Annotated in this window: 24 protein-coding genes; 9 read left to right on the forward strand and 15 right to left on the reverse strand. The window is 37.7% G+C overall.

The features are described from left to right. Window positions 1-65: 65 nt before the first annotated feature. The 6 genes from H7R46_RS17030 to H7R46_RS17055 form a co-directional block, all read right to left on the reverse strand. The gene (locus H7R46_RS17030; RefSeq protein ID WP_032012481.1) at window positions 66-677 is read right to left on the reverse strand and encodes an alpha-ketoglutarate-dependent dioxygenase AlkB family protein; all 612 of its coding nucleotides are present in this window, start codon (window positions 675-677) and stop codon (window positions 66-68) included. After that, window positions 674-1528: a methylated-DNA--[protein]-cysteine S-methyltransferase gene (locus H7R46_RS17035; RefSeq protein ID WP_032012482.1), complete on the reverse strand. Its 855-nt coding sequence runs from the start codon at window positions 1526-1528 to the stop codon at window positions 674-676. Before H7R46_RS17035 ends, H7R46_RS17030 begins: the two co-directional genes overlap by 4 nt. A gap of 130 nt (window positions 1529-1658) precedes the next feature. Further along, window positions 1659-2246: a CDP-diacylglycerol--glycerol-3-phosphate 3-phosphatidyltransferase gene (gene pgsA / locus H7R46_RS17040; RefSeq protein ID WP_002114808.1), complete on the reverse strand. Its 588-nt coding sequence runs from the start codon at window positions 2244-2246 to the stop codon at window positions 1659-1661. Between the two features lie 118 nt (window positions 2247-2364). Beyond that, the gene (locus H7R46_RS17045) at window positions 2365-3159 is read right to left on the reverse strand and encodes a thioesterase family protein (protein ID WP_086260960.1); all 795 of its coding nucleotides are present in this window, start codon (window positions 3157-3159) and stop codon (window positions 2365-2367) included. A 121-nt stretch (window positions 3160-3280) separates the two neighbouring features. Then, window positions 3281-5080, reverse strand: a complete 1800-nt coding sequence (gene uvrC, locus H7R46_RS17050; protein WP_002114749.1) for an excinuclease ABC subunit UvrC — start codon at window positions 5078-5080, stop codon at window positions 3281-3283. Between the two features lie 133 nt (window positions 5081-5213). Beyond that, window positions 5214-5744 (reverse strand): CHAP domain-containing protein, encoded by a 531-nt coding sequence (locus H7R46_RS17055; RefSeq protein WP_002114964.1) that lies wholly within the window; start codon window positions 5742-5744, stop codon window positions 5214-5216. Between the two features lie 361 nt (window positions 5745-6105). Here H7R46_RS17055 and H7R46_RS17060 point away from each other — a divergent pair, with 361 nt between their 5' ends. Then, window positions 6106-6912 (forward strand): NPP1 family protein, encoded by an 807-nt coding sequence (locus tag H7R46_RS17060; RefSeq protein WP_032012484.1) that lies wholly within the window; start codon window positions 6106-6108, stop codon window positions 6910-6912. 106 nt (window positions 6913-7018) lie between these two features. Here the strand turns inward: H7R46_RS17060 and lpxO are convergent, their stop codons facing one another. Beyond that, the gene (gene lpxO / locus H7R46_RS17065; protein ID WP_002114943.1) at window positions 7019-7933 is read right to left on the reverse strand and encodes a lipid A hydroxylase LpxO; all 915 of its coding nucleotides are present in this window, start codon (window positions 7931-7933) and stop codon (window positions 7019-7021) included. A gap of 307 nt (window positions 7934-8240) precedes the next feature. Between lpxO and H7R46_RS17070 the strand changes: the two genes are divergently transcribed. The 3 genes from H7R46_RS17070 to fadA all read left to right on the forward strand — a co-directional run bounded on the left by H7R46_RS17070 (window position 8241) and on the right by fadA (window position 11846). After that, window positions 8241-8357 (forward strand): hypothetical protein, encoded by a 117-nt coding sequence (locus tag H7R46_RS17070; RefSeq protein WP_080630990.1) that lies wholly within the window; start codon window positions 8241-8243, stop codon window positions 8355-8357. A 150-nt stretch (window positions 8358-8507) separates the two neighbouring features. Next, complete coding sequence (fadB, locus tag H7R46_RS17075) at window positions 8508-10661, forward strand: fatty acid oxidation complex subunit alpha FadB (RefSeq protein WP_182924225.1); 2154 nt, start codon at window positions 8508-8510, stop codon at window positions 10659-10661. Between the two features lie 12 nt (window positions 10662-10673). Continuing rightward, complete coding sequence (gene fadA, locus H7R46_RS17080) at window positions 10674-11846, forward strand: acetyl-CoA C-acyltransferase FadA (protein WP_005065826.1); 1173 nt, start codon at window positions 10674-10676, stop codon at window positions 11844-11846. Window positions 11847-11890: 44 nt separating this feature from the next. On the opposite strand, the gene H7R46_RS17085 is transcribed toward fadA, so the two are convergent. Then, on the reverse strand, window positions 11891-12382 hold the full coding sequence (locus tag H7R46_RS17085) for a hypothetical protein (RefSeq protein WP_032012485.1): 492 nt from the start codon (window positions 12380-12382) through the stop codon (window positions 11891-11893). A gap of 278 nt (window positions 12383-12660) precedes the next feature. On the opposite strand from H7R46_RS17085, the gene H7R46_RS17090 reads away from it, so the two are divergent. After that, a complete protein-coding gene (locus H7R46_RS17090; protein WP_032012486.1) occupies window positions 12661-13377 on the forward strand; it encodes a hypothetical protein in 717 nt (238 codons plus the stop codon). Between the two features lie 69 nt (window positions 13378-13446). Here the strand turns inward: H7R46_RS17090 and H7R46_RS17095 are convergent, their stop codons facing one another. Beyond that, window positions 13447-14091 (reverse strand): RBBP9/YdeN family alpha/beta hydrolase, encoded by a 645-nt coding sequence (locus H7R46_RS17095; protein WP_017398712.1) that lies wholly within the window; start codon window positions 14089-14091, stop codon window positions 13447-13449. Between the two features lie 71 nt (window positions 14092-14162). Between H7R46_RS17095 and H7R46_RS17100 the strand changes: the two genes are divergently transcribed. Next, window positions 14163-14528 carry a MerR family transcriptional regulator gene (locus H7R46_RS17100; protein ID WP_002114700.1) on the forward strand — a complete coding sequence of 122 codons (366 nt, stop codon included), beginning with the start codon at window positions 14163-14165 and terminating at the stop codon, window positions 14526-14528. Window positions 14529-14549: 21 nt separating this feature from the next. Here H7R46_RS17100 and H7R46_RS17105 read toward each other — a convergent pair whose 3' ends face one another. Continuing rightward, complete coding sequence (locus H7R46_RS17105; protein ID WP_002114707.1) at window positions 14550-15308, reverse strand: hypothetical protein; 759 nt, start codon at window positions 15306-15308, stop codon at window positions 14550-14552. Between the two features lie 177 nt (window positions 15309-15485). Between H7R46_RS17105 and H7R46_RS17110 the strand changes: the two genes are divergently transcribed. The 3 genes from H7R46_RS17110 to H7R46_RS17120 all read left to right on the forward strand — a co-directional run bounded on the left by H7R46_RS17110 (window position 15486) and on the right by H7R46_RS17120 (window position 18708). Continuing rightward, window positions 15486-16187: a DsbA family oxidoreductase gene (locus H7R46_RS17110; RefSeq protein ID WP_002114847.1), complete on the forward strand. Its 702-nt coding sequence runs from the start codon at window positions 15486-15488 to the stop codon at window positions 16185-16187. 359 nt (window positions 16188-16546) lie between these two features. Then, window positions 16547-17689, forward strand: coding sequence for a hypothetical protein (locus H7R46_RS17115; RefSeq protein ID WP_032012487.1), 1143 nt, complete (start codon window positions 16547-16549; stop codon window positions 17687-17689). A gap of 125 nt (window positions 17690-17814) precedes the next feature. After that, window positions 17815-18708: a hypothetical protein gene (locus H7R46_RS17120; RefSeq protein WP_017398710.1), complete on the forward strand. Its 894-nt coding sequence runs from the start codon at window positions 17815-17817 to the stop codon at window positions 18706-18708. Between the two features lie 85 nt (window positions 18709-18793). Here H7R46_RS17120 and htpG read toward each other — a convergent pair whose 3' ends face one another. The 5 genes from htpG to H7R46_RS17145 all read right to left on the reverse strand — a co-directional run bounded on the left by htpG (window position 18794) and on the right by H7R46_RS17145 (window position 24671). Beyond that, a complete protein-coding gene (gene htpG, locus H7R46_RS17125; RefSeq protein ID WP_032012490.1) occupies window positions 18794-20713 on the reverse strand; it encodes a molecular chaperone HtpG in 1920 nt (639 codons plus the stop codon). Between the two features lie 101 nt (window positions 20714-20814). After that, window positions 20815-21168: a lysozyme inhibitor LprI family protein gene (locus H7R46_RS17130; RefSeq protein WP_001060531.1), complete on the reverse strand. Its 354-nt coding sequence runs from the start codon at window positions 21166-21168 to the stop codon at window positions 20815-20817. Window positions 21169-21355: 187 nt separating this feature from the next. After that, window positions 21356-21937: an OmpW/AlkL family protein gene (locus H7R46_RS17135; protein WP_014208202.1), complete on the reverse strand. Its 582-nt coding sequence runs from the start codon at window positions 21935-21937 to the stop codon at window positions 21356-21358. A 329-nt stretch (window positions 21938-22266) separates the two neighbouring features. Continuing rightward, window positions 22267-23691, reverse strand: coding sequence for a Na+/H+ antiporter family protein (locus tag H7R46_RS17140; RefSeq protein ID WP_002114813.1), 1425 nt, complete (start codon window positions 23689-23691; stop codon window positions 22267-22269). 101 nt (window positions 23692-23792) lie between these two features. Next, window positions 23793-24671: an alpha/beta fold hydrolase gene (locus H7R46_RS17145; protein ID WP_078224381.1), complete on the reverse strand. Its 879-nt coding sequence runs from the start codon at window positions 24669-24671 to the stop codon at window positions 23793-23795. Between the last annotated feature and the right edge of the window lie 101 nt (window positions 24672-24772).

A 24772-nucleotide genomic window follows, 5' to 3' on the forward strand; every position in this document is an offset into this window, starting at 1 on the left:
TAGAAGCATCCCCCTCAGAGGAATAAGCTCATGCTACCATCATGAGCTTTTTTCTTGCCCTATTTTTATAACAACTTAAATTGCCGAAAAGTAAGATTAATACGTGGTTGTAAAATCTTTGTTGAGCGATTTAAACGGTGTTGCCAATATTGTTGAGTCTCACCACGCATCACAATGAGTTGGCCTGGCTGTAGCCACAATTCAACTTTCTCTTTACTTTGAATATGCCTAAAAGAAAATTTACGGGTAGCACCAAAGCTTAGAGAGGCGATTGTTGTCGTTCTTGCCAAAGATACATCCGAGTCACTGTGCCAAGCCATTCCTTGAGTTCCATCTTCATAAAGATTTGCCAAACAAGAATTAAATTTTTCTGAAAGTATTTGTTCTACCTGTTGTTTTAGTTTGGCGAGTGCTTTGTCCCAAGGTAAAGAATCACGTGCGACACCCGAATATTTATATTGATAGTAATCATCTCCATACCATGCAACTTTTCGAGCTGTAATAAAGTGTTTGCCATACAACTTAGCCTCGTCATGTTTCCATGCGAGGTGCTGGTAAAGATAATGAAAATATTGTTCAGCTTCTTCAGGGCTTAAAATACAACCATAGTCCTGAACTTCACCATCGTAGGGTAATAAATTCTCACAAGGCTCTGGAGAAAATAAATCCAAGGTCATACGGTCTCTCCATGTTGCTTTGACATCTCCCAAGCTAACAATGCCAATTTACGCCCTTTTTGCCAATGATATTCTCCAACCATCCCTGTGGCACGGATCACTCGATGACAGGGAATCAGATATGCAATCGGATTTTGTCCAATTGCTGTAGCAACGGCTCTGACTGCTTTAGGCTTCCCAATTTGCTCTGCAATGTCTTGATAAGTACGCAATTGGCCTTCTGGAATGGTGAGCAAGGCTTCCCATACTTGCAGCTGAAATGGGGTTCCAGCCAAATTAAGAGGAAGTTTCTGCTGTAAGTGTTCTGAAAAATCCTGTTCAAACCACTTTGCAATTTGTTGATGCCAAATCGGTGATTGATTTTTTAATTGAGCTTTCGGAAAAGACTGTTGAATGAGATGTTCAATATTGTTGTGAGTTTCGATAAACCTTATAGAACATATCCCTTTTTCACTACTGACAACCAACAACTCACCGAAGGGACTTGTCTCAACCGAATAATTAAGGATAATGCCTTCGCCTTGTTGTTTATATTCACCAGGCGTCATCCCTTCAAGCTGAATAAACAGATCGTGTAAACGTCCTGTGCCAGACAACCCCGTATTTAAAGCAGTTTCCAATAAACTCCGCTGTTGCATCAGATAATATTTAGCCTGTTGCAAACTCATATATTGCACAAATTTTTTCGGGCTAATCCCTACCCATTCTTGAAACTGGCGTTGAATATAACCTGAACTTAAATTCATATGGCTCGCAACATCGTCCAGACTCGGTTGCTGGTCTAGATGTTCATATAAATATTCAATTACATTGGCAATTACAGCAAATTGCCGAGAAGAAAGCATTTGCATGTGTCACCTCCTTAGCACTTATATCTTACATTAAAGTAGCCAAAGCCCTATGACGACCCGATTCTTGCACTCTTTAAAAATAAAAAAAGCCTTTCATTGTAGAAAGGCTTAATCATTCAATATGCAGCACTTAAGGTTGCTTTAAATAAGGCCAAGCTGCTTTAAGATAAATAAACATTGACCATAAAGTTAAAATGACTGCCGTATATAACAAAGCATATGCGAGCATTTCTAAAGGCTGCCAATTGAGTAAGAACACACTAATGGCAATCATCTGAAAGGCTGTTTTATATTTACCTACAGTCGATACTGCCACACTGGTTCGTGCGCCAAGTTCCGCCATCCATTCACGTAAAGCAGAAACTGTAATTTCACGTGAAATAATCACAATTGCTGCAAAAGCCATTGAGATCGTTGGATTCCACTGCACTAAAACAATCAGTGCAGCCGCCACCATGAGCTTATCTGCAACTGGATCTAAAAAACGGCCAAATGCTGAAGTCTGGTTTAAAGTTCGTGCTAAATAGCCATCAAACCAATCGGTAATAGCAGCAAACACAAAAATAGCCGTCAAGATAATATGACGACTCATACTACCTTCATGCTCACCAATACCCATTGCAGGCGGCCAATACGCGATCACCAAAAATACAGGAATAAGCGCGATACGCGCTAATGTTAGGATATTTGGGATATTCAGGATTCGCCCTGTGGTCATAAACACCGCCAATTAAGTCTTCATGCATCTTGTAACAGACAAAAATACTTTCTTCAATATTGTATCTATCTGTAACAGCCACTTTATACGAAATATATGAATCGAGGAAGTGGACTGCTTAGGTAAATACCGTAACAGTTTGCCGTAAAATTGCAATTAAATGATCATTTTGGTCCCAAAGATGGGCATATTCTGTGGAATAACCTTCACCTGCATATTCAGTTACCACTTTATATTTAAACCAGTCACACAATTGATGTTGGAACGGATGGACATAGGTAATGTGCCAAGTTAAAGAACTTGCAGGAGCAACTTGCTTAAACATCGGCAATACACCAGGCGGCCAAATATCCATCAAAACAATTAAATCTGGCAAAGTCATTTGACGATTTTCATGCTTATCGGGATTAAACCTTGACCATCCTCCAAAGTCAGCATACTGACTTCCTGTAACAGGATAATGACCTTCCGCCCAGCATACATCAAAATGTTGATAGCATTCTGGCATTTGTCTAGCAAAAGGAATAGGTTGCAACTCTTCAGGTTGCCTATAAACTGGAACGATAGGCTCATGTCGTACTTCAATATTCGACGCACGCGGCACACCAAAGCTTGCGACCAAAATCGTTTGTACCGCACCATCTTGCCATAAACGGGTTTCAAGCGTAGTGACCGACTTTCCTTCCCTTAAAATTTCAATAGTCAATTGGGCAGCTCCCTGCTGTACAGGGCCCACGAAAGTAACACTACAACTTAATAATCTTTTATTTGGATCTTGAATATTGCAGCAGGCTTTTTGCATGAGTAGTCCAGCAACAAGACCACCAAAAACAGTTCGCCCTTGTAGCCACCCTTCGGGTATTTCAATCCATTCCTTTTGTTTTATTTCTTCAAATAATTGCAGTAATGACATTCACTTCCCTAAAGCACTCTGACTCTTGATGAAACATCTTTCATCATTTTAAAGGGAATGTGAATGATCATTCTTGTACTTATATACCAACTATTTGGTCACTCGGTATAGAAACCTATCTTTATTCATGCAGAATTTTATAAATCGTTCTTGCCATCATTTCACCAAAACCGGGCACAAGAGTAAGCTCTTTTTCGGATGCTTTTAAAACGCCCTGAATCCCGCCAAAATGAGTTAATAAATCTCGACGGCGCTTTGGACCCAACCCTGGAATTGCTTCTAAAACTGAGGTACTTCGGCGTTTATCACGTTTAGCACGATGTTTAGTAATCGCAAAACGATGGGCCTCATCACGCACCTGCTGAATCAAATGCAATGCCTTATGGTCTTCTGGCAACTGGATTTTTGTGCCATCAGTAAAATGTAGAGTTTCAAGCCCAGGTTTACGCCCTTCACCTTTAGATACACCCACCATAAAAGCGTCTAGCCCAAGCTCTTGCATGACCTCCATCGCCATATGGAGTTGGCCTTTACCACCATCAATCAACAGCAAATCAGGCAATATGGCCTTTTTATAACGGCGTGTTAAAGCTTGTCGCATAGCTGCATAGTCATCGCCTGCTGTGATGTCTTGAATGGCAAATTGGCGGTAGTCACGCTTACGAGCACCCCCTTGATCAAACACGACACATGAAGCAATTGGAGCTTCACCCATGGTATGACTAATATCAAAACACTCAATACGATCGACAGGTCTTCCCACCACTTGCTCTAACTGATGGAAACGTTCATTAAGTTCTAAATGATTACTCAACTGCCCCTTAATGGCATGTTGAACGTTCATTTCGGCTAGCTCCAGCCACTCGGCACGAGTTTCTCGAACATTACTCTTAATCTGAACCTTTTTGCCAAACTGCTGTGCCAATGCTTCTTCTAATTCTTTACAGTCAGGCAAAGCAATATTTACGATGAGCTCATTGGGAACTTCATCGGCAACCTGAAAGTAAAAGTTCGCCATAAAGTCACTCAGCATTTGCCCAAGATCATCACCGAGCATGTCTGGGAAATAACTTTTTCCACCCAGCATTCGCCCATTGCGTACATACATAATTTGCACGCATGTCACACCTGCCTGATATGCAATTGCCAGAATATCCGCTTCGCCTTTAACTTTAAACACGGCTTGTTGCGCTTGAACTTCACGAAGTAAAGATAATCGATCACGGTAAAAAACAGCTTTTTCAAATTCAAGCTCAGCCGCTGCTTGTTCCATTTTGGCAATGAGTTCTTGATTAAGCTCTTTGGTATCACCTTGCAAAAAGCGAATACTATTATTAACGTCTTCTTTATAATCTTCGGGCGAAATCAGACCTACGCACGGAGCTGAACACCGCTTGATTTGATATTGCAAACATGGACGCTTGCGCTGTGAGAAATAGCTATTTTCACACTGACGTACATTAAAAAGTTTTTGCAAAACTAGTAACGTATCACGTGCACTATAAGCACTTGGGTACGGGCCAAAAAACTTACCAATTTGGTGCTTACCTTTACCACGCCCACTGGCAAGCCGAGGATAAGGTTTATCAGCCGAAACAAAAATATAGACATAAGACTTATCGTCCCGCAGCATAATGTTATAAGGCGGGCGGTGTTGTTTAATTAAGTTTTGTTCTAAGAGTAAAGCTTCGGTTTCTGAACGAGTAACCAAAGTTTCAATATCATAAATTCGTGCAACTAAAGCTTGTGTTTTAGGATGCTCAATCGTTTTAACAAAATAACTCGACACCCGATTTTTTAGATTTTTTGCTTTGCCAACATATAATAATTCGCCCTCCTTCCCTAGCATTTTATAAACACCTGGAAGCTGGGTCATGTTGGCTAAAATTTTTTCAATATGAGGACGAGCGTTTTGATTCACTATTGGCATGCATGGCTTAATACTGAATACCTAATGTGATGTTTTCACCCCTAATTTTCAAGTGCTTTACTGTGCCAGAACATAAATTTGGAAACAGATTTAGATATGGTCCGACAGATTGTGTCGTACTCGCTTAAGAATCTAGACGATAGTAACTATATTTAACGTCTTTTTCTTTGTAGACCGCATAGGTTTTTTGACGAAAATCCGAGAACCAACCATTGCCCGTATAGCCTGCAATATGACCATAGGTGTGACCACTTGTTCGCTCAATAATGTAAATGTCACCTTCTTGTGGACGGTTGAAAGCAGGTTTAATTTTCTTATAACCATTCTTTTCTAGCGTTTGCCCCCAATCAGAAGCAGCTACAGGATGCTTTGACACATCTGCTCCAGCCGCTTGTAGAGCAATGCGGATATTTTTGGCGCATTTCTCTTTACTATGGTTGGCAGAGATACTTTCGAGCTTACTCGAGAACTTATGCAAATTAATATTTTGGTCTTCAGCTTTATGATTTTGAGTTTTAGATCGTTTAGATTTTCCAGTCGTTGAAGCTACTTGTCTTAACATCACTTTTGTTTTTAAATCGCCTTGAGAACTGTCTTCTTTTCTCTCTTCGATATGATGAACATGTGCATGAGCTGCGTGATGAGCATGAGCCATTTTAAAACCTACTTCCGCTGACCAGTCTTCGAAAAAACCGCGCCATTGTAGAATCAAAATTGCCTATTGGCTCTTAATAGTTGTAACAAATTACCAGCACTGTGAAATAGGTCACAAAATTAATCATTTAGATCAATAATCAATACATTTTTCATATTATCTACTTAGTACAAGTTTACATAAATTTATTTTTTATAAAAAAATATTAAAAAACAAAATATTATTAAAGTCTACATAAAATAATATTTTAATAAAACTGAAAAAAATAATGTCATTTAACTTTTTTAATATTTGGATTCAACTCTTAAAATATCCATAATATATAAATATATATATCTTAATCTTTAATCTAATCGGTAGCATGATCTACTCAACTCAAGGTTTTTCAAAAGACTGGAGCCAAGTTCCTCTATGCAGTACAGACCAACCAGCATGTATTACAGGCCTTTCTACGTTGAAACCTGTAAATTTAGAAAATGGAAAAATTGTCTTTGATTTCGATACAGATGGATGTTTAGCTTCAGCACCAGTACAAAAACAAGGTGAAAACTATTTCCCTAATAATGGTTTGGATACTTCAGGCACTTTAGAGGGTCAATGCAGCTATAGGGATCAATTGAGCAAAGCAAATATTATTTATAAAGAAAAATGTACGACTTATCAGAATTCCATTTACTGCGGTCGTATTTTTGCACTTTACACTGTTAAAGATAAAGCCGTAAATGGTAGTTTAGACTTCATAGGACACCGACATGATCTAGAGCACGCTGTAGTCTGGATGAAGGATGGTAAAGTGACGCATATAGGTGTAAGTGCACATGGAGAACTAATTAATACACCCGCCAATCAATCTCCACTAGCAAAAGAATATGGTAATAATGCCTACGCCGTTGTTTACCATAAAGATGGGGTATTGACACATGCTTTGCGTTTAGCAACATCCAAGACATCAAATAATATTCAAGTCGTTAATGAGGTTCCAGAAAATCCAACAGGAAAATGGGTTTTACCTAATGTGATTGAAATTGATCAGGTACCTACAAATTACATTAATACTCTTTTTAGCTCGGACTACGGTCAAGCAACACTTGAAATAAAACCATCTCGAATTATTAATTTTTTAAATAGTAAGAAACCTGCTGAATGGAACAATGTGACTTTTTATTAATTAAAACTTAATTTATTGGAACTTTAACTATTTTTAGAGAATTGATATTTAAAATAATTTAAATAAAATTGCTTAAAGTAAAAAACGCCCTTTGGGGCGTTTTTTATTAAAATACATATGGTCGAACAAAAATCAAAAAGAAAATCCCAAGCATCAAGAACCATTTCAAGAAATAATACAACTTACGGTTCGATGCTTTTAAGGCTTTAGCTTTAATACGAATTTGATAAAGATAAGCAAAAGCTTTATTTAAGCCACCTGTTTGGTCGCCTGTTTCATTCGGTGAACTTGCCGCAGTCATCACTTTACGACCAAACCAATGGTTGAAACGCTCCATCCATTTTACTTTCATTGGACGTTCAACGTCTGCAAAGAAAATAATACGGTTTTGATCAGTCTTATTTTCAGCATAGTGAATATAAGTTTCATCAAACACAACACTTTGACCATCACGCCAAGAATATCTTTCGCCATCGACGTCAATAAAACAACGATCATCATTCGGCGTAATCAAACCCAAGTGATAACGCAATGAACCTGCATACGGATCACGGTGTCTTACCAAACGGCTGTCAGGTGCAAGCTCGGTAAACATTGCTGCTTTAATTGTCGGCAATGTTTTAAGAAGTGCTGTAGTTTTTGGGCAAAGCTCAGCAGCAGATGGATGACTCGATTCATACCATTTTAGGTAAAAACGCTTCCAACCTGTTTTAAAGAATGAGTTAAAACCTAAGTCGTTATAGGTACTTGAAGCTTTAATTCCGCCTTGGTCATATAAAGCTTTCGCTTCATCTCGAATCATTTCCCAATTTTCATCCAGCACTTTTAGATCTTTAAAATGCTGTGTGTCGATATAAGGCTGATTCGGCACCTTTGAAAAGATGTACATTAAAAAGTTAATCGGTGCGAGCAAGGTTGAATGGTCAAAAAATTGACGATAAAACGAGTGACGCACTTTGCCGCGATGTTGGATATACAATGCTGATATCACAAAAATCGCTAATATGATCCACTTAATCATATTGCTACTCTTTCAAAAGATTAGGGGCAACTTCACCTTATATTTAAGGAGAGAGAAACCGGAAGTTTATTTAATTGGCGCAAATTTTAACAAAATTGACTTAGAAAAAGCGAATGTAAAAAAATTAAGTCAAATAATAGACAGCGCTGGTGTAATAAAAATTTTAAATATAGTGTATTTTTCCATAAATTTAAGGAAGTTAAAATTTATTACTATTATTACTGTTATTTACAGATGATCCCACTAACAATTGACATTTTTGACAAAAAATTAACTTTTAAAACTTATTCGTTTTTTATATAAAAATTTGATAATTCCAATGCTTTATCAAGAAAAAGTTAAATTAAAACAAATGTCTTTCGTTGTTAGCTATCTTTATGATTTCTTTTATGCATTTCATATAGATGAATTGAATAGTAAATAAGATGACCCTTGCGTCACGGCTTGATACAACTTGTCAGGTTTTTTTTAGATATAGTTATCGTAAGATTAGCGAAGCATAAATGTGTACCTAAGATGTGCACACGCTTCATAACATCAACTTAGAAGTCCTCCAAAACTAAGGAGATCAGGCATGATCCACGCTGGCAATGCCATTACCGTCCAAATGCTTTCGGACGGAATTGCAGAATTCCGCTTTGACTTACAAGGTGAGTCGGTCAATAAATTTAACCGTGCAACAATTGAAGATTTCCAAGCTGCTATTGCTGCGGTAAAAGCAAATAATGATATTAAAGGCTTAGTTGTTACCTCAGGCAAATCGACATTTATTGTTGGGGCAGACATTACCGAATTTGGTGAAAACTTCGCACAAGGCGAAAAAGCAATTGTTGACTGGCTTATGCCTGTTCACGAAATCTTCAATAGCTTTGAAGATTTAGAAATTCCAAAAGTTGTTGCTATTAACGGTATGGCGTTAGGCGGCGGTTTTGAAATGTGTTTAGTTTGTGACTATCGTGTGATGTCAGAAGCTGCACAAGTGGGCTTACCGGAAATTAAACTTGGTATTTACCCAGGTTTTGGCGGTAGCGTACGTTTAAGCCGTCTGATCGGTATCGACAATGCGGTTGAATGGATGGCGATGGCTGCTCCTAAAAAACCGGCTGCTGCTCTAAAAGATGGTGCTGTAGATGCGGTTGTAGCTGCTGATAAATTACTTGAAGCTGCAACTGACTTAGTTAAGCAAGCAATTTCTGGTCGTTTAAACTGGAAAGCAAAACGTCAAGAAAAGCTTGAAGCTGTAAAATTGAACCCACTTGAACAAATGATGGCGTTCAATACTGCAAAAGGTGCAGTGCTTGCTAAAGCAAACCCTGCTCAATACCCTGCTCCAAAATTATTATTTGATTCATTACAAGCGGGTGCAAGCCTTGCGCGTGACGAAGCATTAAAAGCTGAAGCTGAAGGTTTTGCAAAAGCTGCGATTACACCACAAGCTGGCGCATTGATTGGTTTATTCCTCAATGACCAAGTTGTTAAGAAAACTGCTAAAAAATATGAAAAAGGTGCACACCCTGTAAACCAAGCAGCTGTACTTGGCGCTGGTATCATGGGTGGTGGTATTGCTTACCAAGCGGCAAGCAAAGGCACACCAATTATCATGAAAGATATTGGTAATCCACAACTTGCTCTAGGTATGAAAGAAGCGAACAGCTTGTTAACTAAACAAGTTGAACGTAAGAAAATGAAACCTGCGCAAATGGGTGAAACGCTTGCACGTATCCGTCCTACTTTAAGCTACGATGAGTTTAAAGAAGTTGACATCGTGATCGAAGCAGTTACAGAAAATCCAAAAGTAAAAGAAATGGTACTTGCGGATACTGAGAAGAATGTTCGTGAAAATACGATTATTGCTTCTAATACTTCTACGATTTCAATCACACGTTTAGCAAAAGCATTACAACGTCCTGAAAACTTTGTAGGTATGCACTTCTTCAACCCAGTTCACATGATGCCGCTTGTAGAAGTGATTCGTGGTGAAAAGACTTCTGAAGAAGCGATTGCAACTACTGTTGTTCTTGCCCAAAAAATGGGTAAAACACCAATCGTTGTAAACGACTGCCCAGGGTTCTTGGTTAACCGTGTATTGTTCCCTTACTTTGGTGCGTTCGACCTTCTTGTAAAAGATGGCGCAGACTTCCAACAAGTTGACAATGTAATGTCTAAGTTTGGCTGGCCAATGGGTCCTGCTTACCTCATCGATGTTGTTGGTATCGACACAGGTGTACATGGGGCAGAAGTCATGGCTGAAGGTTTCCCAGACCGTATGAAGCCAGACTTTAAAGGTTCAATCCAAGCAATGTACGAAGCTAAACGCCTTGGTCAAAAGAATGACGTTGGTTTCTACAAATACGAACTCGATAAGAAAGGCAAAAAAGCAAAAACTGTTGATCCAACAGCGTATGAAATCATTGCTCCTTTCGTAACGGGTGAGAAACGCGAGTTTGATAACCAAGAAATCATTGACCGCATGATGCTTGCTTTCTGTAACGAAACAGTTCGTTGCTTAGAAGACAACATTGTTGCAACTGCTGCTGAAGCAGACATGGCAATGATTATGGGTGTAGGTTTCCCTCCATTCCGTGGTGGTCCATGTCGTTATATCGACCAGACTGGTGTTGCTGAATACGTTGCACTTTGCGACAAATATGCACACTTAGGTAAGGCTTATGAAGCGCCGCAAATGTTGCGCGACATGGCTGCTAACAACAAAAAATTCTACGGTTAAGGAGCAACGTGAATGGCTACTTTAAATCCACGTGACGTTGTCATCGTTGATGGCGTACGTTCTGCAATGGGTAAAACCAAAAACGGTATGTTCCGTAATGTACGTGCTGACAGCTTATCTGCTGAATTGGTTCGTGCACTCGTTGCTCGTAACCAGTTTGATGTAAACGAAGTTGAAGACCTAATCTGGGGCTGTGTAAACCAGACTCTAGAACAAGGTATGAATATTGGCCGTAACATCGGCTTATTGGCTGACTTACCAAAAACTGTAGCAGGTCAAACTGTAAACCGTCTTTGTGGTTCATCTATGCAAGCACTTCATACTGCTGCTGCACAGATTGCAACCAACCAAGGTGATATTTTCATTATTGGTGGTGTAGAGCACATGGGCCACGTAGGTATGATGCACGGCATCGATCTAAACCCAGAAGCATCTAAACACTATGCAAAAGCATCTAACATGATGGGCTTAACTGCTGAAATGTTAGGTCGCATGAATGGCATTAGCCGTGAAGAGCAAGACGCTTTTGGTGTTGAATCTCACCGCCGTGCTTGGGCTGCAACTCAAGAAGGCCGTTTCAAAAATGAAATCGTTGGTGTTGAAGGCCACGATGCAAATGGTTTTAAAATCCTTTGCGACATCGATGAAGTAATTCGTCCAGATGCAAACCTTGAAGCGTTCAAAGCATTACGTCCTGTATTTGACCCGAAAGGTGGTACGGTAACGGCTGCTACATCTTCAGCTTTATCTGATGGTGCTTCTGCAATGTTACTTATGTCTGCTGAACGCGCACAAGCGTTAGGTTTAAAACCACGCGCTGTAATTCGCTCTATGGCAGTTGCAGGTTGTGATGCAGCAATCATGGGTTACGGTCCAGTTCCAGCAACTCAAAAAGCGCTTAAACGTGCTGGTTTAACGATGGCTGATATTCAAACTATCGAGTTAAACGAAGCATTTGCTGCTCAAGGCTTATCAGTAATGAAAGGCTTAGGTATTTACGACAAGCAAGACATCATTAACTTAAATGGTGGTGCGATTGCTTTGGGTCACCCACTAGGTTGTTCTGGTGCGCGTATCACCACTACGTTGTTGAACGTAATGGAACAACAAGATACTCAAATCGGTCTTGCGACCATGTGTATCGGCCTTGGTCAAGGTATTGCAACAGTGATCGAACGTGTTTAATTAACAGCAAGATAAAAAAATCCCCGCTCAATGCGGGGATTTTTTTAACGGCCAGCTAATCCATTTTCGATTTTCTTCTGTAAATCTATAATGTCATTAATATTTACTTTCATCGTACCCTCACGATAAGCATCGACATTACTTCGATTAATATTCAAATCTTTTAACATTACAAAGATGCCATTGGTTGGATCAGAAGACTGTATTCCACCCGCCACAGCTAGAATATATTCTCGTAAAAATGGAGAAAGTTGTGAGAGATCAGGCTGTGCCATAACAGGTTGATAGTCTACTGTCGTCATGCCTTCAGGCACCAAAGCATTTTGTATATCATAATGCGTTTTATACTCATGATGTTGCAGCGCCTGACGCACTTTTTTATCTTCTTGGAAGGGTACAAATCCCACCTCTTCACGTAGCTCAGATTCAGCCATAACGCGTATTGTTGGTAAAGTAGCCACTTCTTCTGCTTGAACAGTCGGTAAACCCATAAAAGCAAATGCAGCAATGAAGGCTGATTGTTTTAGAAAGTTCATAACTTGCTCCAAAAATCACTCACCTTATTTCAACTAAAAGATGATGATTAAATTAAAAGTATCTATAAATAGGCTACAACAAAGTCGAATTTGATTCAGTAATGCTCAGATAAACGGTAAATATAATTAAAATTTTTAATGTAATAGTAAGGGACTTTCTAAAATATTTTAGAAATTAGTCTGAGTATAACTAAGTCAGATCATACTACTAGATTTAAATATTAAGATCTTTTGTTTATAGTCAGACTTTTATAAATCCATTGAATTCAACAGAAATAATGAACTTTAAAGTATTAAATCAGAATATTCTTATGAGCTGCCTACTCGTCAGTTTCTTTCTCACTGGTTGTGTGAGTAACCGAATTATTGGTGAAAACACGCGAGAGCTATTTACAAAATATGACTCAGGCCATGAATGGATCACTTTAATTGAAGATGATGTAATTGCATTTGGTAAACCATCAGTATCTCTCCCTAATGAACCAGAGGACAGTGTTGTCATCGCCGGGAAAAAATATAGTTATGTCATTAGTAAAGGCGGTAACGATTTCATTCAATTAATTAATCAATTAAATCCACAATATATCCAAATAAGTAATGAACTAGATTTTAATGCTCCAGCTCCGGATAGTAATCATTTTTACGGACATATTAGATTTTCTTACACCCCACCTAATGGGAAATTGAACGAGAAAGAATCAGCTTTATTTAAACAATATGGTGTAGTTCCATGTGGCTGTGCAAAGACATCAGAACCACATAAATTTGATTTAAATATTAAAGGAACTGTTTATCCTCCTGTAAACAATCTTAAAACAATAACCCCTTTATCTAAGCCATATCACATCAAAATCCAATATCTTCACGATAAGAGCGAAAAAGTGACCTTATCAACAAAGGAGAAGCTAGCAAGTTTACCACTGCTTCCGTTTACCTTAACTTTTGATCTGATCGCCTTACCTGCGAAAGTCATGGGTATCATTTATCAGCCCTAATAGACTCCGAATAAAAATTACAAACTTTCAGTAAAGATTAAAAATCCCCGCTTACTACGGGGATTTTTATTAATCATTTAACATCTGTTTTAAAGAATCAACTAATTGCGGAAATTTCGTATAACCTTCTCTACCTAAAAAATGCCCGCCATTAGGAACAGTAATGTATGGTGCATCAATTTCTTTCGCCAATTCAATAGTCAGTTTGGGCGGCACCAAATCATCATTATCAGATAAATACACCAGCTTTTTCTTTGTGTCCTTAAAGTAATCCGTATCGACTTTACTCTTCGTTATATAAATATTAAGAACAGAAGAATCTGAAATGAGACCAGAGAATCCAGATACTAGAATCATTCCTCCAATATTTTGATAATCATGTTTTTGCAAAAAGTGCAGTAACGTAATCACCCCTAAACTGTGCGCAACAAAATAGGTATCCTCATCCACCTTAGGGATCTGTTGATCTAAAACCTTCTGCCAAGCATCTACATCCGGATGCTCAGAATCTGGAAATGGAATTAAGGTAACAGTCGTATGCTCATCTTCTATTTGATGCTTTAAATCTTGAAACCAGTGATCATCTATAGAAGCAGAGTAACCGTGAAGTACAAATATTTGACGCATGTTCTTCTCCTGAAGTTCAAGTGTTCTGGCATTTGCAACAAATGACATTAATCCGAATAACACCAATAAAATGAGTTTTCTGATCATTGAACAAGTACCATTTTGAAAGATAAAAACATGCTAAACTATGACACCACTGTTAAGGTCAACCCCATTTTATGAACTTAGCTAAAGTTGCCGAGCTCACAAAAGTAAGTCCTCGTATGCTGCGTTATTACGAGAGCTTAGGGCTTATACAGCCTCTTCGAGCAAGTAATAACTATCGAAGTTATACGCAAAAAGATATTGAAAACATTAAGAAAATTAAAATATTAAATGATGCTGGCATGCACCTAAAAGATATTCAGGTTTTGCTGCCTTGTTTTGATTTAGATGAACGAGTATTTACACTATGCTCAGTGGTTCAAGAAAAACTACAGACTGAACTCATGCATGTGTCTGAGCAGTTAAACAAACTGCAAACTTCTCAAAGTTTATTACAATCTTTTTTAACCAAAGGAAAAGTCGAGAGCACCAAATCATAATATTTGATGCTCATGCTTTGCTTATTCTTTTAAATCTCCTTCGAGTGCAGCTACATTCTTTTTCTTAATTTTTTCAATTTTTGCATTTAGCTTTAGAACATCTTGATAAAGCCCGTTAAATTTTTTGACCTGAGCATTTTCATGAAAAAGAATCATCTGATCTTTCTTTTGCCATTCATAATTTTTTAGAAGTTTAAACATTTCTTCTGCTTTATCTAAAATTTGTAGCTCAATCATAAAAATTGCATGATCTTGATCTGCTTTTTGTTGAGTTCCCAATTTCATTTCAAGAAGTTGCCTCATCTCTGCATCAACAGATAACTCTTGAACCTTCGCTAAGAAAGTTTTATGAATCTTTTCATATTCAGTCTGATACTGATCTGACGCTTTACGGACATCAGCTAGCATCTTTTCGGTTTCTGCAAATTTTTGTTTTTTATCAAGATCTAAACGGTCCACATTTAAAAAAGTATCCCATTTAGCTGCTTTAAGTTCTCTTAAGTATGCATTACGTGCATTAATATTTTGAATCCAATAACTTAAAAGAAATTCTGAAATTTGCTTATAGTGTCCTGCCAAACGCTTATCGTGAATATCGAGCTGGACGGGTTTAGACCAGTCTTGTGCTTGGTCATAAAGCTGATTCATTTTTTCAGTCATGACGACATCAAACATTTGACTACTGTCTTTGGCCTGCTGCTGTTTGATATGTTGATAGGTGAAAAAAATAATGCTTGTGATAACAATCAGACTTGCAATCGCAATCAAAACTCGGCGCATACACACCTCCTATTTCCCTTCTTATAGTTTTGCTCTTTATAGTTATAAAATAGAGCTTATTCTTCTTTATATGCCATTTATTTCACAATACGCAACACTGTATTCGCTACCCAAAGCTTTAAATCCTTATCCATCATCCCTATTATGATGGGTAATTAAAATTTATGAGATTCTCCCATGCGTGTTGATGTCTGGTCTGATGTAGTTTGCCCTTTTTGTTATATTGGTAAAAAACGCCTTGAGCATGTAGCTGCTGAAGCAGGTATTGATCTTGAAATTCACTGGCATAGTTTTGAATTAGATCCTGATGCGCCAGCTAAACATGACACTTCAAATACTGAACGTCTAGCTAAAAAATATGGCCGTACCTATGAAGAGATGGAAGAAATGGAGCGCAATATTGCGGCCATGGCTGCTTCTGAAGGTATTGATTTTCAATGGCAAAAAGCCAACTCAGGCAATAGTTTTAATGCACACCGTATTATTCACCTTGCGCAAAGCAAAGGTTTAGGTAATGAAGCTAAAGAAGCTTTTTTCCATGCTTATATGACCGAAGGTCTCGCAATTGGCGAACGTGAAGTTGTAGAAGAAATTGCATCTCGTATTGGTTTAGACAATGCTGAAGTTGAATACGTACTAGATACCAACGAACTATCTGACTTTGTCCGTCATGATGAAAAAATTGCACGTGAGCAGCTTAATGTAACTGGCGTGCCATTTTTTGTATTTGACCAAAGAATCGCTCTTGCTGGCGCTCAACCACGTGAAGTCTTTTTACAAGTTTTGGAAAAAGCACAAATCAAAGCAGATAGTGAAGAAGTCGAGCAAGATGATGCAGCTGCTTGTACCGATGAAACTTGCGATATTCCAAAGAAATAAATGAACACAATTAAAATGTGATCAAATCGTATGTTTTATCATCATTTTAGCAATAGAGCGTTCTAAAAAAAGAACTATCTAATTGCTAAAAATCAGTTTATTATTGCCGCTTAGAATATTCGCGCTGTAATGTTCTGTTTTTTATGTGTTTAATGATCGGAATTTGAAGTTTCCTTGATCTATCATCCCCCTTCACTGGGGGATTTTTTTTGGCTAAAAATAATCGCTAATAGCTTAAACTTTTTCATTTATTTCAAATATGTAAAAAAAGTTAAATTTACTTAACTTTTGTGTCTCCCTCTTGATTTTATTAGAAAAATCAACAAAAGTGGAAACAACAACAAAACATAAAGATAGATATGAAAACATTTCATGTAATGCCGTACCGGCAGCTTTTTGCACTTTTAACGATTGGATTTGGTTCAGTATGCATCGCTCATGCAGAGACCGCCTCTTCTTCTGCAAACCAACAAGTAGGAAGTACATCATCTGGAGTACAAACTGAAGTCACCACAGACGAAAATCTCTTAGATCAAATTCCGCGTTGGGTGGACGCAACCCCAACCATTTTTCCAGAGCAATCTAATGAGCCTATTGTTCCACCTACCGAACAAACCGAAGATCAAACCTGGGTTGATCGTAAGCAAAAGAAAATTCGTAATTGGGCCGATCGTACTTCTGAAAAAATTGATAATTGGTTTGGTGAAGTTGATCCACAAAAACCAGCTAGTGCAACTATTCGGGTAATGGTTGATAACTATTGGAATGAATACGACAACTTTGAAATTAAGCCCAGAATTCGCGGTAAAATTAAGCTCCCTACGCTAGAAAAACGTTTAAGCGTGGTATTTGGTGATGATTCTTTAGATGATGAATTTAATAACAGTCCAGCCAATATTAATCAGAATCCGAATCAAGATCCAAATAAAAAATTAGATGGCAAACGAACTCGAGATGACAACAGCTCAATTGCCTTACGTTGGTCAAATTTTTCTAAAAAACTGCCTTTCGAAACCGATGCCGACTTAGGTATTCGTTCTGGGGACGATATTTATGTTCGTTTAAAAGCATCGAGAGATTGGCAACTTCGTAATGATTTTAAGTTTTATGCTGAACAAATTTATCGTTACGGCATAGACAGCGAAAACTACTTACGTACTAATCTTGAACTTACCCATGCTAGACCGAATCAACCGATTTTATCCAATCAGTTCAGCCTAACCTATGCCGATGATCAAGATGACGATCTAGCTTGGGAAAACCGAACATTCCGCGAGCACAGTTTCTTTGCAAACAACCGTTTTAACTATGGTATTTATACTAGCGGTTATTACAACGACAATGACTTACGTTTAAACAGTTGGGGACCCTTTGTTTCATGGCGCCAACCCGTTTTACGTGAATGGTTCTTTGTACAAGGCGATGTAAATTACTTTAATGACCACCGCGAAGACCGTAATCATTTTGTCAGCACCTTCTTACGTTTAGAAGCACTTTTCTAAGCTAGCAAACATCACCTTGGACCTCATCCAAGGTGATAAATAACAAAATACTTTTAAATAAAATTTTAAGCTTAGCCTTCTAAAGTACTGTTCTAATTTTTGTTTTTGATTCCTTATCTTTAAAAATGAATCAATTTTCTTCTCCATTTCAAAATAAATCGACAGTCTTCATTTGTATTTATAGTTTAGGTGTATTAGCTTTACTTCCACATACTCATTTTTTTTATAACTCTTTAAAACACCAACGGTCACGGCGTTATCCCTATTCTTCTACGAGTTTCGCTAAAGTAAAAAGACAATCACTTTCACGCTCACCTTGTGAAGTAGAAGCAAACAATACTTTATCTGATGCTGGTTTAATTCAAGAGCTTATGGCTGTATTTGGAAATGATACGTTATGGAAACGTGCGACTCAACCTGAACAAACGTATAAAGCTTTGGGTAAAAGAAAGAAGAAGAATTCATCAACTCAGGTTTCAGTCACAAATCCACTGAGTGCGAGCTGGGCCACCATTTCAACATGGATGCCTTTTGAAAATGACCTCGATTTAGGCTCAAATTCAGATAGTGATATCTACGTACAATTTTTAGCAAAGAAGAAATGGAATTTGAGACATAACATTAGAATTGATACAGAACAGATCTTTCGTTACGGCTCTACCAGCCGAAATTATTCTGAAACTACCCTAAACTTAACGCAGAAAATGCAAGATAACACATTATTTTCTAATAAATTTAATGTGAACAAGAGCGAAAATGAAGATTACAACTGGGGCAATTGGACTTTTCAACAATTTGAGTTTGTGAAAGATAATAGCCTGACTTACGGTATTTATAGCGGTGGCGTATATACTAAAAATGATATTCGACTAAATAGCTGGGGGCCTTATATTTCATGGCGTCAACCGATATGGAGAGATTGGATTTTTATGCAAAATGATCTTAATTTTTTTAACCATATTGATGATGATCCGAAACACCAACTCAGTGTGCAAATGAATCTTGAAGCTAATTTTTAAACAAAAATCATCAGGTTGTGGATAACTCTTTCTTTATCCACAAAAAAGCCCCTGACAGTTCAGAGGCTTTTTTTATATCAAAAAATTATTTCAACAATAAGCTATTAATGCGTTTCATGTAAGCTGCTGGGTCTTCAGGTAAACCACCTTCAGCAATCACAGCCTGATCGAAAATCACATTTGCCAAGTCATCAAATTGCTCTGAGCCTTCAAGTTTTTTCACTAAAGGATGCTCAGGGTTAATTTCTAAAATTGGCTTAATTTCAGGTACGGCTTGCCCCGCTTGTTTAAGCATACGAATAAGTTGTGGAGACAACTCACCTTCACTTGTTACTAAACACGCTGGAGAATCAACTAGTCGTGTAGTTACACGTACTTCTTTAGTTTTAGCCTTTAATGAGTCACTTAGTTTCTCAACAACAGGCTTAAACTGTTCAGCTGCTTGCTCAAGTGCTTTCTTCTCTTCAGCATCTTGCAAATCGCCTAAATCAACAGCCCCTTTCGACACATTCTTTAATGGTGTACTGTCAAACTCTTGAACAAAATTCATTGCCCATTCGTCAACACGCTCTGCCATTAATAACACTTCAATGCCTTTTTTCTTAAACAACTCAAGCTGCGGCGAGTTTTTCGCTGCTGCTAGACTGTCAGCAGTCACATAATAGATGGCTTTTTGGCCCTCTTTCATACGTGCCTTATAGTCAGCAAAAGAAGTCGTTACTTCATCATTTGTTGAAGTCGCATAACGTAATAATTTTAAAATACGTTCACGGTTACCAAAGTCTTCGCCCAAGCCTTCTTTAAGTACTGAACCAAACTCACTGTAGAAGGTCTTAAATTTTTCTTGGTCTTTTTCATCTTCCGATTTAGCCAAACCATCAAGTACAGTTAATACACGGCGTGCGTTACCTTCACGAATCGTTTTGACATCACGGCTTTCTTGCAACAACTCACGGCTAACATTAAGCGGTAAATCAGCGCTGTCCACTACACCTTGCACAAAGCGCAAATAGTTTGGAATTAAATTATCCGCATCGTCCATAATAAAGACGCGTTTTACATATAGCTTAATTCCCGCTTTTGCTTCACGAGTAAAAATGTCATGTGGTGCTTTACTTGGAATATAAAGTAACTGGGTATATTCCGTACTACCTTCAACACGGTTGTGTGCCCAAGCGAGTGGTGCTTCAAAGTCATGAGTTAAGTTTTTATAGAACTCAATATATTGCTCTTCAGTCACTTCGCTTTTGTTACGTGTCCATAAAGCACTTGCCGAGTTAATCGCTTCCCACTCGTCAGTTTTGACCATTTGGCCGCCTTTAGGCTCTTCACCTTCAGCAACTTCTTCTTCCTGCCAAACTTCTTTTTGCATTTCAATTGGCAAGCTAATGTGGTCAGAATATTTATTAACGATTTGCTTAACTTTATAAGATTCTAAATAATCAAGCGCATCATCACGTAAGTGAAGAATAATGTCAGTACCACGTGAGGCTTTATCAATTTGCTGAACTTCAAACTCGCCTGTACCACCACTAATCCAGCGCACCCCTTCAGATGCCTCTAGACCCGCACGGCGTGATTCAACCGTAATCTTGTCGGCAACAATAAAACCTGAATAAAAACCCACACCAAATTGACCAATCAACTGAGCATCTGCTTTTTGATCGCCAGTTAATTTTGACATGAAATCTTTAGTACCTGACTTAGCAATTGTACCTAAGTTATCAATTGCTTCTTGCTGGCTTAAACCAATACCATTATCAGAAATCGTTAACGTTTTATCTTCTTTATTTAAACTGATTCGTACATGTAAGTCTGGATCATTTTCATAATATTCAGGATGATTAATTCCTTCAAAACGTAACTTATCACATGCATCTGATGCATTAGAGATAAGCTCACGTAAGAAAATCTCAGGGTTAGAATAGAGAGAATGCGTCACTAAATGTAAAAGCTGGGCAACTTCTGCTTGGAAACTATAATTTTGTGATGCTTGTTCACTCATAAATCACTCCTTAAATTTTGAAGCTGTTTGTTCTCGAATGCTTTATGAATGGAGTACTTCTAGAATTTTTCAATCCTGAATATCAAAAATTTTTACTCTAATTAAAATGGGCCGTGGCTTAACACCCTATCTTGCAATATCGTATCTAACTGCTTTTGACGTTGTTGGTAAGCTTTGCTAATACAACTGACATTGGCAGCACAAGCATTTCTTTTTTTCAGCCATTGTTGCTGAGTATCTTTCTGGTTATCTCGCCCACCCATAGGTAAAGCATGCAAAACGATTTGATACGTCGTTGCCATTTTTACATCTGCATCATTTAAAGAACGGTTTTTACAAATACTTTTTTCCGTTTTCGTTTTTGCAGCATCGCACGAAAAACTTGCAGCTTGTAAATTTTGAGTAAAAGCAATACCACTCAAAAGTGCTAAACAAATCGCTAATTTGTTATTCATGTTTTTATTCCCATGCTTGTAATGAATAGAAATTAGTTTAGAAAAAAACTTGCAGAAAATATGTATAAAACTGTCTGTTTTATGCTTTTTTTAGTGCAAATAAAATCCATAAAAAAACCTCACATAAAATATATGTGAGGTGCCTGAGTCTAGGTTTATTATTATATTTTTCTATTTATTATTATGCTTAAAATTTATAGCTATAACCTAAAGTATAAACAAACGGATTAATATCTAGATCAAATTTAGCACCATTTGTTAAGGTAACTTCTGGGCTTAAATCAGCATAACGTACATCTACAAATACACCCCAGTTTTTAGCATCAGCAGGTTGGAAATTAAAACCAACTTGTCCTGCCACACCAAAGTCTTCTTTTACTTTGTCAGCAACGCCTTGCTCGTCCCAAGGAATAAATGCTGTAGCACCAATACCAATATACGGAGTGAAACGTGTAGAGTTTTTAAAATGATATTTTGCTGTAATTGTGGGTGGTAACTGTTTAATACGCGCTACATTTTTACCATCTAGCAATACATCATGATTAACCGGTGCTGCTAATAATAATTCTGCCGAAAATGGAGACTGACCAAAAAAGTATTCTACCGATGGTGTAAATGCATATTCATGATCTGCTTTTACCACGCCTAAAGGTGTTGTTGTATCTTCAGATGGAGCAATAACACTACCACCAAATTTCACTTGCCAGTTACCAGCAAAAGTAAAAGAAGACATCCCCATTAATGCAATAACCAAAGCTTTTTTGAACACTTTAATATCTCCAACCTTATTTATATTTATAATAAACATTTATTTTAAAACCATGCAATACTCATTATAAAATTATTTTATAGTTTATTTTTAAACTACTGTTTTAAATAAAATTATATATTATCCAACTATTTTAATAGGTTTTTATCCCAACCTCATTAATCAAGATTATTTTATATTACCAACTATTTTAATATACTTTCAAATTCCGAGTATTTTAATATAATTTATTTTAAATACATGTTTTATTTAGACAATAAAAAACCTTCTTAATTTAAATCTAAAGATCATGATTAAGAAGGTTTATACTTTAATATTTTATAAAAACTTTATAAAACCATTGCAGCAATCCAGCCAAAAATTAATAGCGGAATATTAAAGTGAATAAAGGTAGGTACGACTGTATCCCAAATATGATCGTGTTGCCCATCTACTCCTAAACCAGCTGTTGGCCCTAAGGTTGAATCAGAGGCTGGCGATCCAGCATCACCTAATGCTGCTGCTGTACCAATAAGTGCAATCGTTGCTAATGGTGAGAAACCAAACTGCACGCATAAAGGCACGTAAATAACAGCTAATACAGGAACACTTGAGAAAGATGAACCAATACCAATTGTCACAAATAAGCCAATACAAAGCATTAAGAATGCTGCAAGTGCACGGTTATCTCCAATAATCTCGACTACACCATTTACTAACTGATTAATATCACCAGTATGAGTCATTACTGAGGCGAAACCGGCAGCAGAAATCATGATAAAGCCCACTAAAGCCATCATTCGCATGCCTTGTACAAAAACATCATCTGCATCTTGCCATTTAAAAATTCCGGCAGTAGATAGAACAGCAAAACCGACTAAACCACCCAAAATCATCGAACCTGAATACAGCTGCGCAGCAAGTGTCAAGCCAATCGCGAGTAGTGCCATCAAGATCGTTTTCTTTGCAATAACTGGTGCTTGCTCTGCTTCATGCTTTAACTCTTCAGCATCTGCTTTTAAGTCGGCTGTTTCAACTTGAGTAGTTGCACGAATAGGTTTATCTAAATCAATCGTGGTCACAGGTGTAATCGCACGATCAGCATAAATTCTTGGTTTACGGTAGCTAATAAATACAGCAACCAAGGTGCCTAATACCATACCTAAAACAGGAATAGCCATGCCAATTGGCATCATTGCCCGATCAACATGCAAGCCGTACGCTGCCCCAATTTTGTTGATATTTCCCATCAGAATCTGTTCAAGGAAAATTGCACCAAATCCAACCGGAAGAAAAATATAAGTACCAACCAAACCTAACGTAAGTACACAGGCTGCGGCGCGGCGGTCTAATTTTAAATGGTTCATTACCCGTAACAGTGGCGGAACCAGTACAGGAATAAAGGCAATATGAACTGGAATAAGGTTTTGAGAGAAAATAGCAGAAATTAATAAAATACCTAAGAGGAGATATTTCACTTTAGTCTGACGGCTTTTTCCAGCTTCCATTCCCAATAGACCAATCAGCTTATGGGCAAGTAAATCAGGTAAACCAGATTTTGATAGAGCCAGAGCAAATGCCCCTAACACTGCATAGGCAAGTGCAACTTCAGCACCATCGCCAAGACCAGCGTTAAAAGCTTCAACGGTTTGAGAAAGGCTTAAACCTGCTACGAGGCCGCCCACAATGGCAGAAACCACTAAAGTCAGTACGACAGAAACGCGCGCCAGTGATAATAAGAACATCACTGCAATCGCAATAACGACAGCATTCATGAATAAGTTCAGAGCAAAACAAAAGGCGATATTCTAGCAGATTCATATCTATGAAGCCGAAAATATCGCCGAATTAACAGTTTTATGCAGTTATTTAACTGTTACGCTTGAGCTTTAATAAACTCACGAATATGAGTTGCTATTTTCTCTGGCTCACTCAGAATGGCCCAGTGATTTGCATTAAGCTCTACATATTCAAATTTTTCAACCCACTTTGGCATGGCCTCAGTGATGTATTCTGGGCTTACAAAAGTATCATATTTTAAAATAACAGCTTTTACTGGACACTGCGCATAACGTTGACGTGGGTCGGTTAAGCGAGGAATAAAATTGGCACGATATAAATTAATGCCATATTTACCATCAGCATTAATATTATTATTTAAAGGTAAATTACTTTTCCTCTCCAACTGAGTAAGAACTTTCCCCCATTTTTCTGGGCTAAAAAGAGACCATACAGTTGGTGCTAATAACGGAAGATGGAATGCCCCGATATACCAAGATTTGGTTAATATTTTTAAGATTTGAGATGGTGAAGATTTAAATTTATCACGTAAAAATAAAGCGGCATGATCAAGACATGGTCCAGAAATGGTGGTGTATGATGATAAACGACCTTTGAACTTAGGCTCGGTGACAGACTCCCAAGACTGAATTGATCCCCAATCATGTGCAGCCATATGGAATTGGCGATTTGGCAATAGCTCATCAACAACTTCTTGGAGATCTAGAGATAAACGCTCTAAACGGTAATCACGTATACGTTTTGGTATAGATGATAAACCAGCTCCACGCACATCGTAAGTAACAATATAGAAGTCATTGATTAAATGCTCAATGATTGATTCCCATACTTCTTGATTGTCTGGATAACCATGTACTAAAACCAAGGGAGTATTTTTTTCGTCACCCCATGTTTTAGCACAAAGCGTTTGTTGATCACTTGTTGTTACTGTATGAACTTTTGGCTGCATAATCATTTCCTATCTTGTTTTTCAATCGATCATGTCGTTAGTCGGATAGAGCATTGCCATCAATATAAAAAAGATGATACTTATCTAGTATGAATACTGTTGCAATA

It is taken from the genome of Acinetobacter sp. BEC1-S18-ESBL-01, from assembly GCF_014169935.1.
In the GTDB taxonomy this organism is placed as follows: domain Bacteria; phylum Pseudomonadota; class Gammaproteobacteria; order Pseudomonadales; family Moraxellaceae; genus Acinetobacter; species Acinetobacter pittii.

What these genes read in the sequence shown, in the direction of transcription:
- fadB (WP_182924225.1), top strand. Translation starts at nt 8,508, where the DNA reads ATGATCCACGCTGGCAATGCCATTACCGTCCAAATGCTTTCGGACGGA.
- fadA (WP_005065826.1), top strand. Translation starts at nt 10,674, where the DNA reads ATGGCTACTTTAAATCCACGTGACGTTGTCATCGTTGATGGCGTACGT.
- H7R46_RS17115 (WP_032012487.1), top strand. Translation starts at nt 16,547, where the DNA reads ATGAAAACATTTCATGTAATGCCGTACCGGCAGCTTTTTGCACTTTTA.
- H7R46_RS17045 (WP_086260960.1), bottom strand. Translation starts at nt 3,159, where the DNA reads ATGTCATTACTGCAATTATTTGAAGAAATAAAACAAAAGGAATGGATT.
- H7R46_RS17100 (WP_002114700.1), top strand. Translation starts at nt 14,163, where the DNA reads ATGAACTTAGCTAAAGTTGCCGAGCTCACAAAAGTAAGTCCTCGTATG.
- H7R46_RS17030 (WP_032012481.1), bottom strand. Translation starts at nt 677, where the DNA reads ATGACCTTGGATTTATTTTCTCCAGAGCCTTGTGAGAATTTATTACCC.
- H7R46_RS17095 (WP_017398712.1), bottom strand. Translation starts at nt 14,091, where the DNA reads ATGATCAGAAAACTCATTTTATTGGTGTTATTCGGATTAATGTCATTT.
- lpxO (WP_002114943.1), bottom strand. Translation starts at nt 7,933, where the DNA reads ATGATTAAGTGGATCATATTAGCGATTTTTGTGATATCAGCATTGTAT.
- H7R46_RS17085 (WP_032012485.1), bottom strand. Translation starts at nt 12,382, where the DNA reads ATGAACTTTCTAAAACAATCAGCCTTCATTGCTGCATTTGCTTTTATG.
- H7R46_RS17055 (WP_002114964.1), bottom strand. Translation starts at nt 5,744, where the DNA reads ATGGCTCATGCTCATCACGCAGCTCATGCACATGTTCATCATATCGAA.
- H7R46_RS17110 (WP_002114847.1), top strand. Translation starts at nt 15,486, where the DNA reads ATGCGTGTTGATGTCTGGTCTGATGTAGTTTGCCCTTTTTGTTATATT.
- htpG (WP_032012490.1), bottom strand. Translation starts at nt 20,713, where the DNA reads ATGAGTGAACAAGCATCACAAAATTATAGTTTCCAAGCAGAAGTTGCC.
- H7R46_RS17105 (WP_002114707.1), bottom strand. Translation starts at nt 15,308, where the DNA reads ATGCGCCGAGTTTTGATTGCGATTGCAAGTCTGATTGTTATCACAAGC.
- H7R46_RS17140 (WP_002114813.1), bottom strand. Translation starts at nt 23,691, where the DNA reads ATGAATGCTGTCGTTATTGCGATTGCAGTGATGTTCTTATTATCACTG.
- H7R46_RS17120 (WP_017398710.1), top strand. Translation starts at nt 17,815, where the DNA reads ATGAATCAATTTTCTTCTCCATTTCAAAATAAATCGACAGTCTTCATT.
- H7R46_RS17090 (WP_032012486.1), top strand. Translation starts at nt 12,661, where the DNA reads ATGAACTTTAAAGTATTAAATCAGAATATTCTTATGAGCTGCCTACTC.
- H7R46_RS17145 (WP_078224381.1), bottom strand. Translation starts at nt 24,671, where the DNA reads ATGATTATGCAGCCAAAAGTTCATACAGTAACAACAAGTGATCAACAA.
- pgsA (WP_002114808.1), bottom strand. Translation starts at nt 2,246, where the DNA reads ATGACCACAGGGCGAATCCTGAATATCCCAAATATCCTAACATTAGCG.
- H7R46_RS17035 (WP_032012482.1), bottom strand. Translation starts at nt 1,528, where the DNA reads ATGCAAATGCTTTCTTCTCGGCAATTTGCTGTAATTGCCAATGTAATT.
- H7R46_RS17130 (WP_001060531.1), bottom strand. Translation starts at nt 21,168, where the DNA reads ATGAATAACAAATTAGCGATTTGTTTAGCACTTTTGAGTGGTATTGCT.
- H7R46_RS17060 (WP_032012484.1), top strand. Translation starts at nt 6,106, where the DNA reads ATGATCTACTCAACTCAAGGTTTTTCAAAAGACTGGAGCCAAGTTCCT.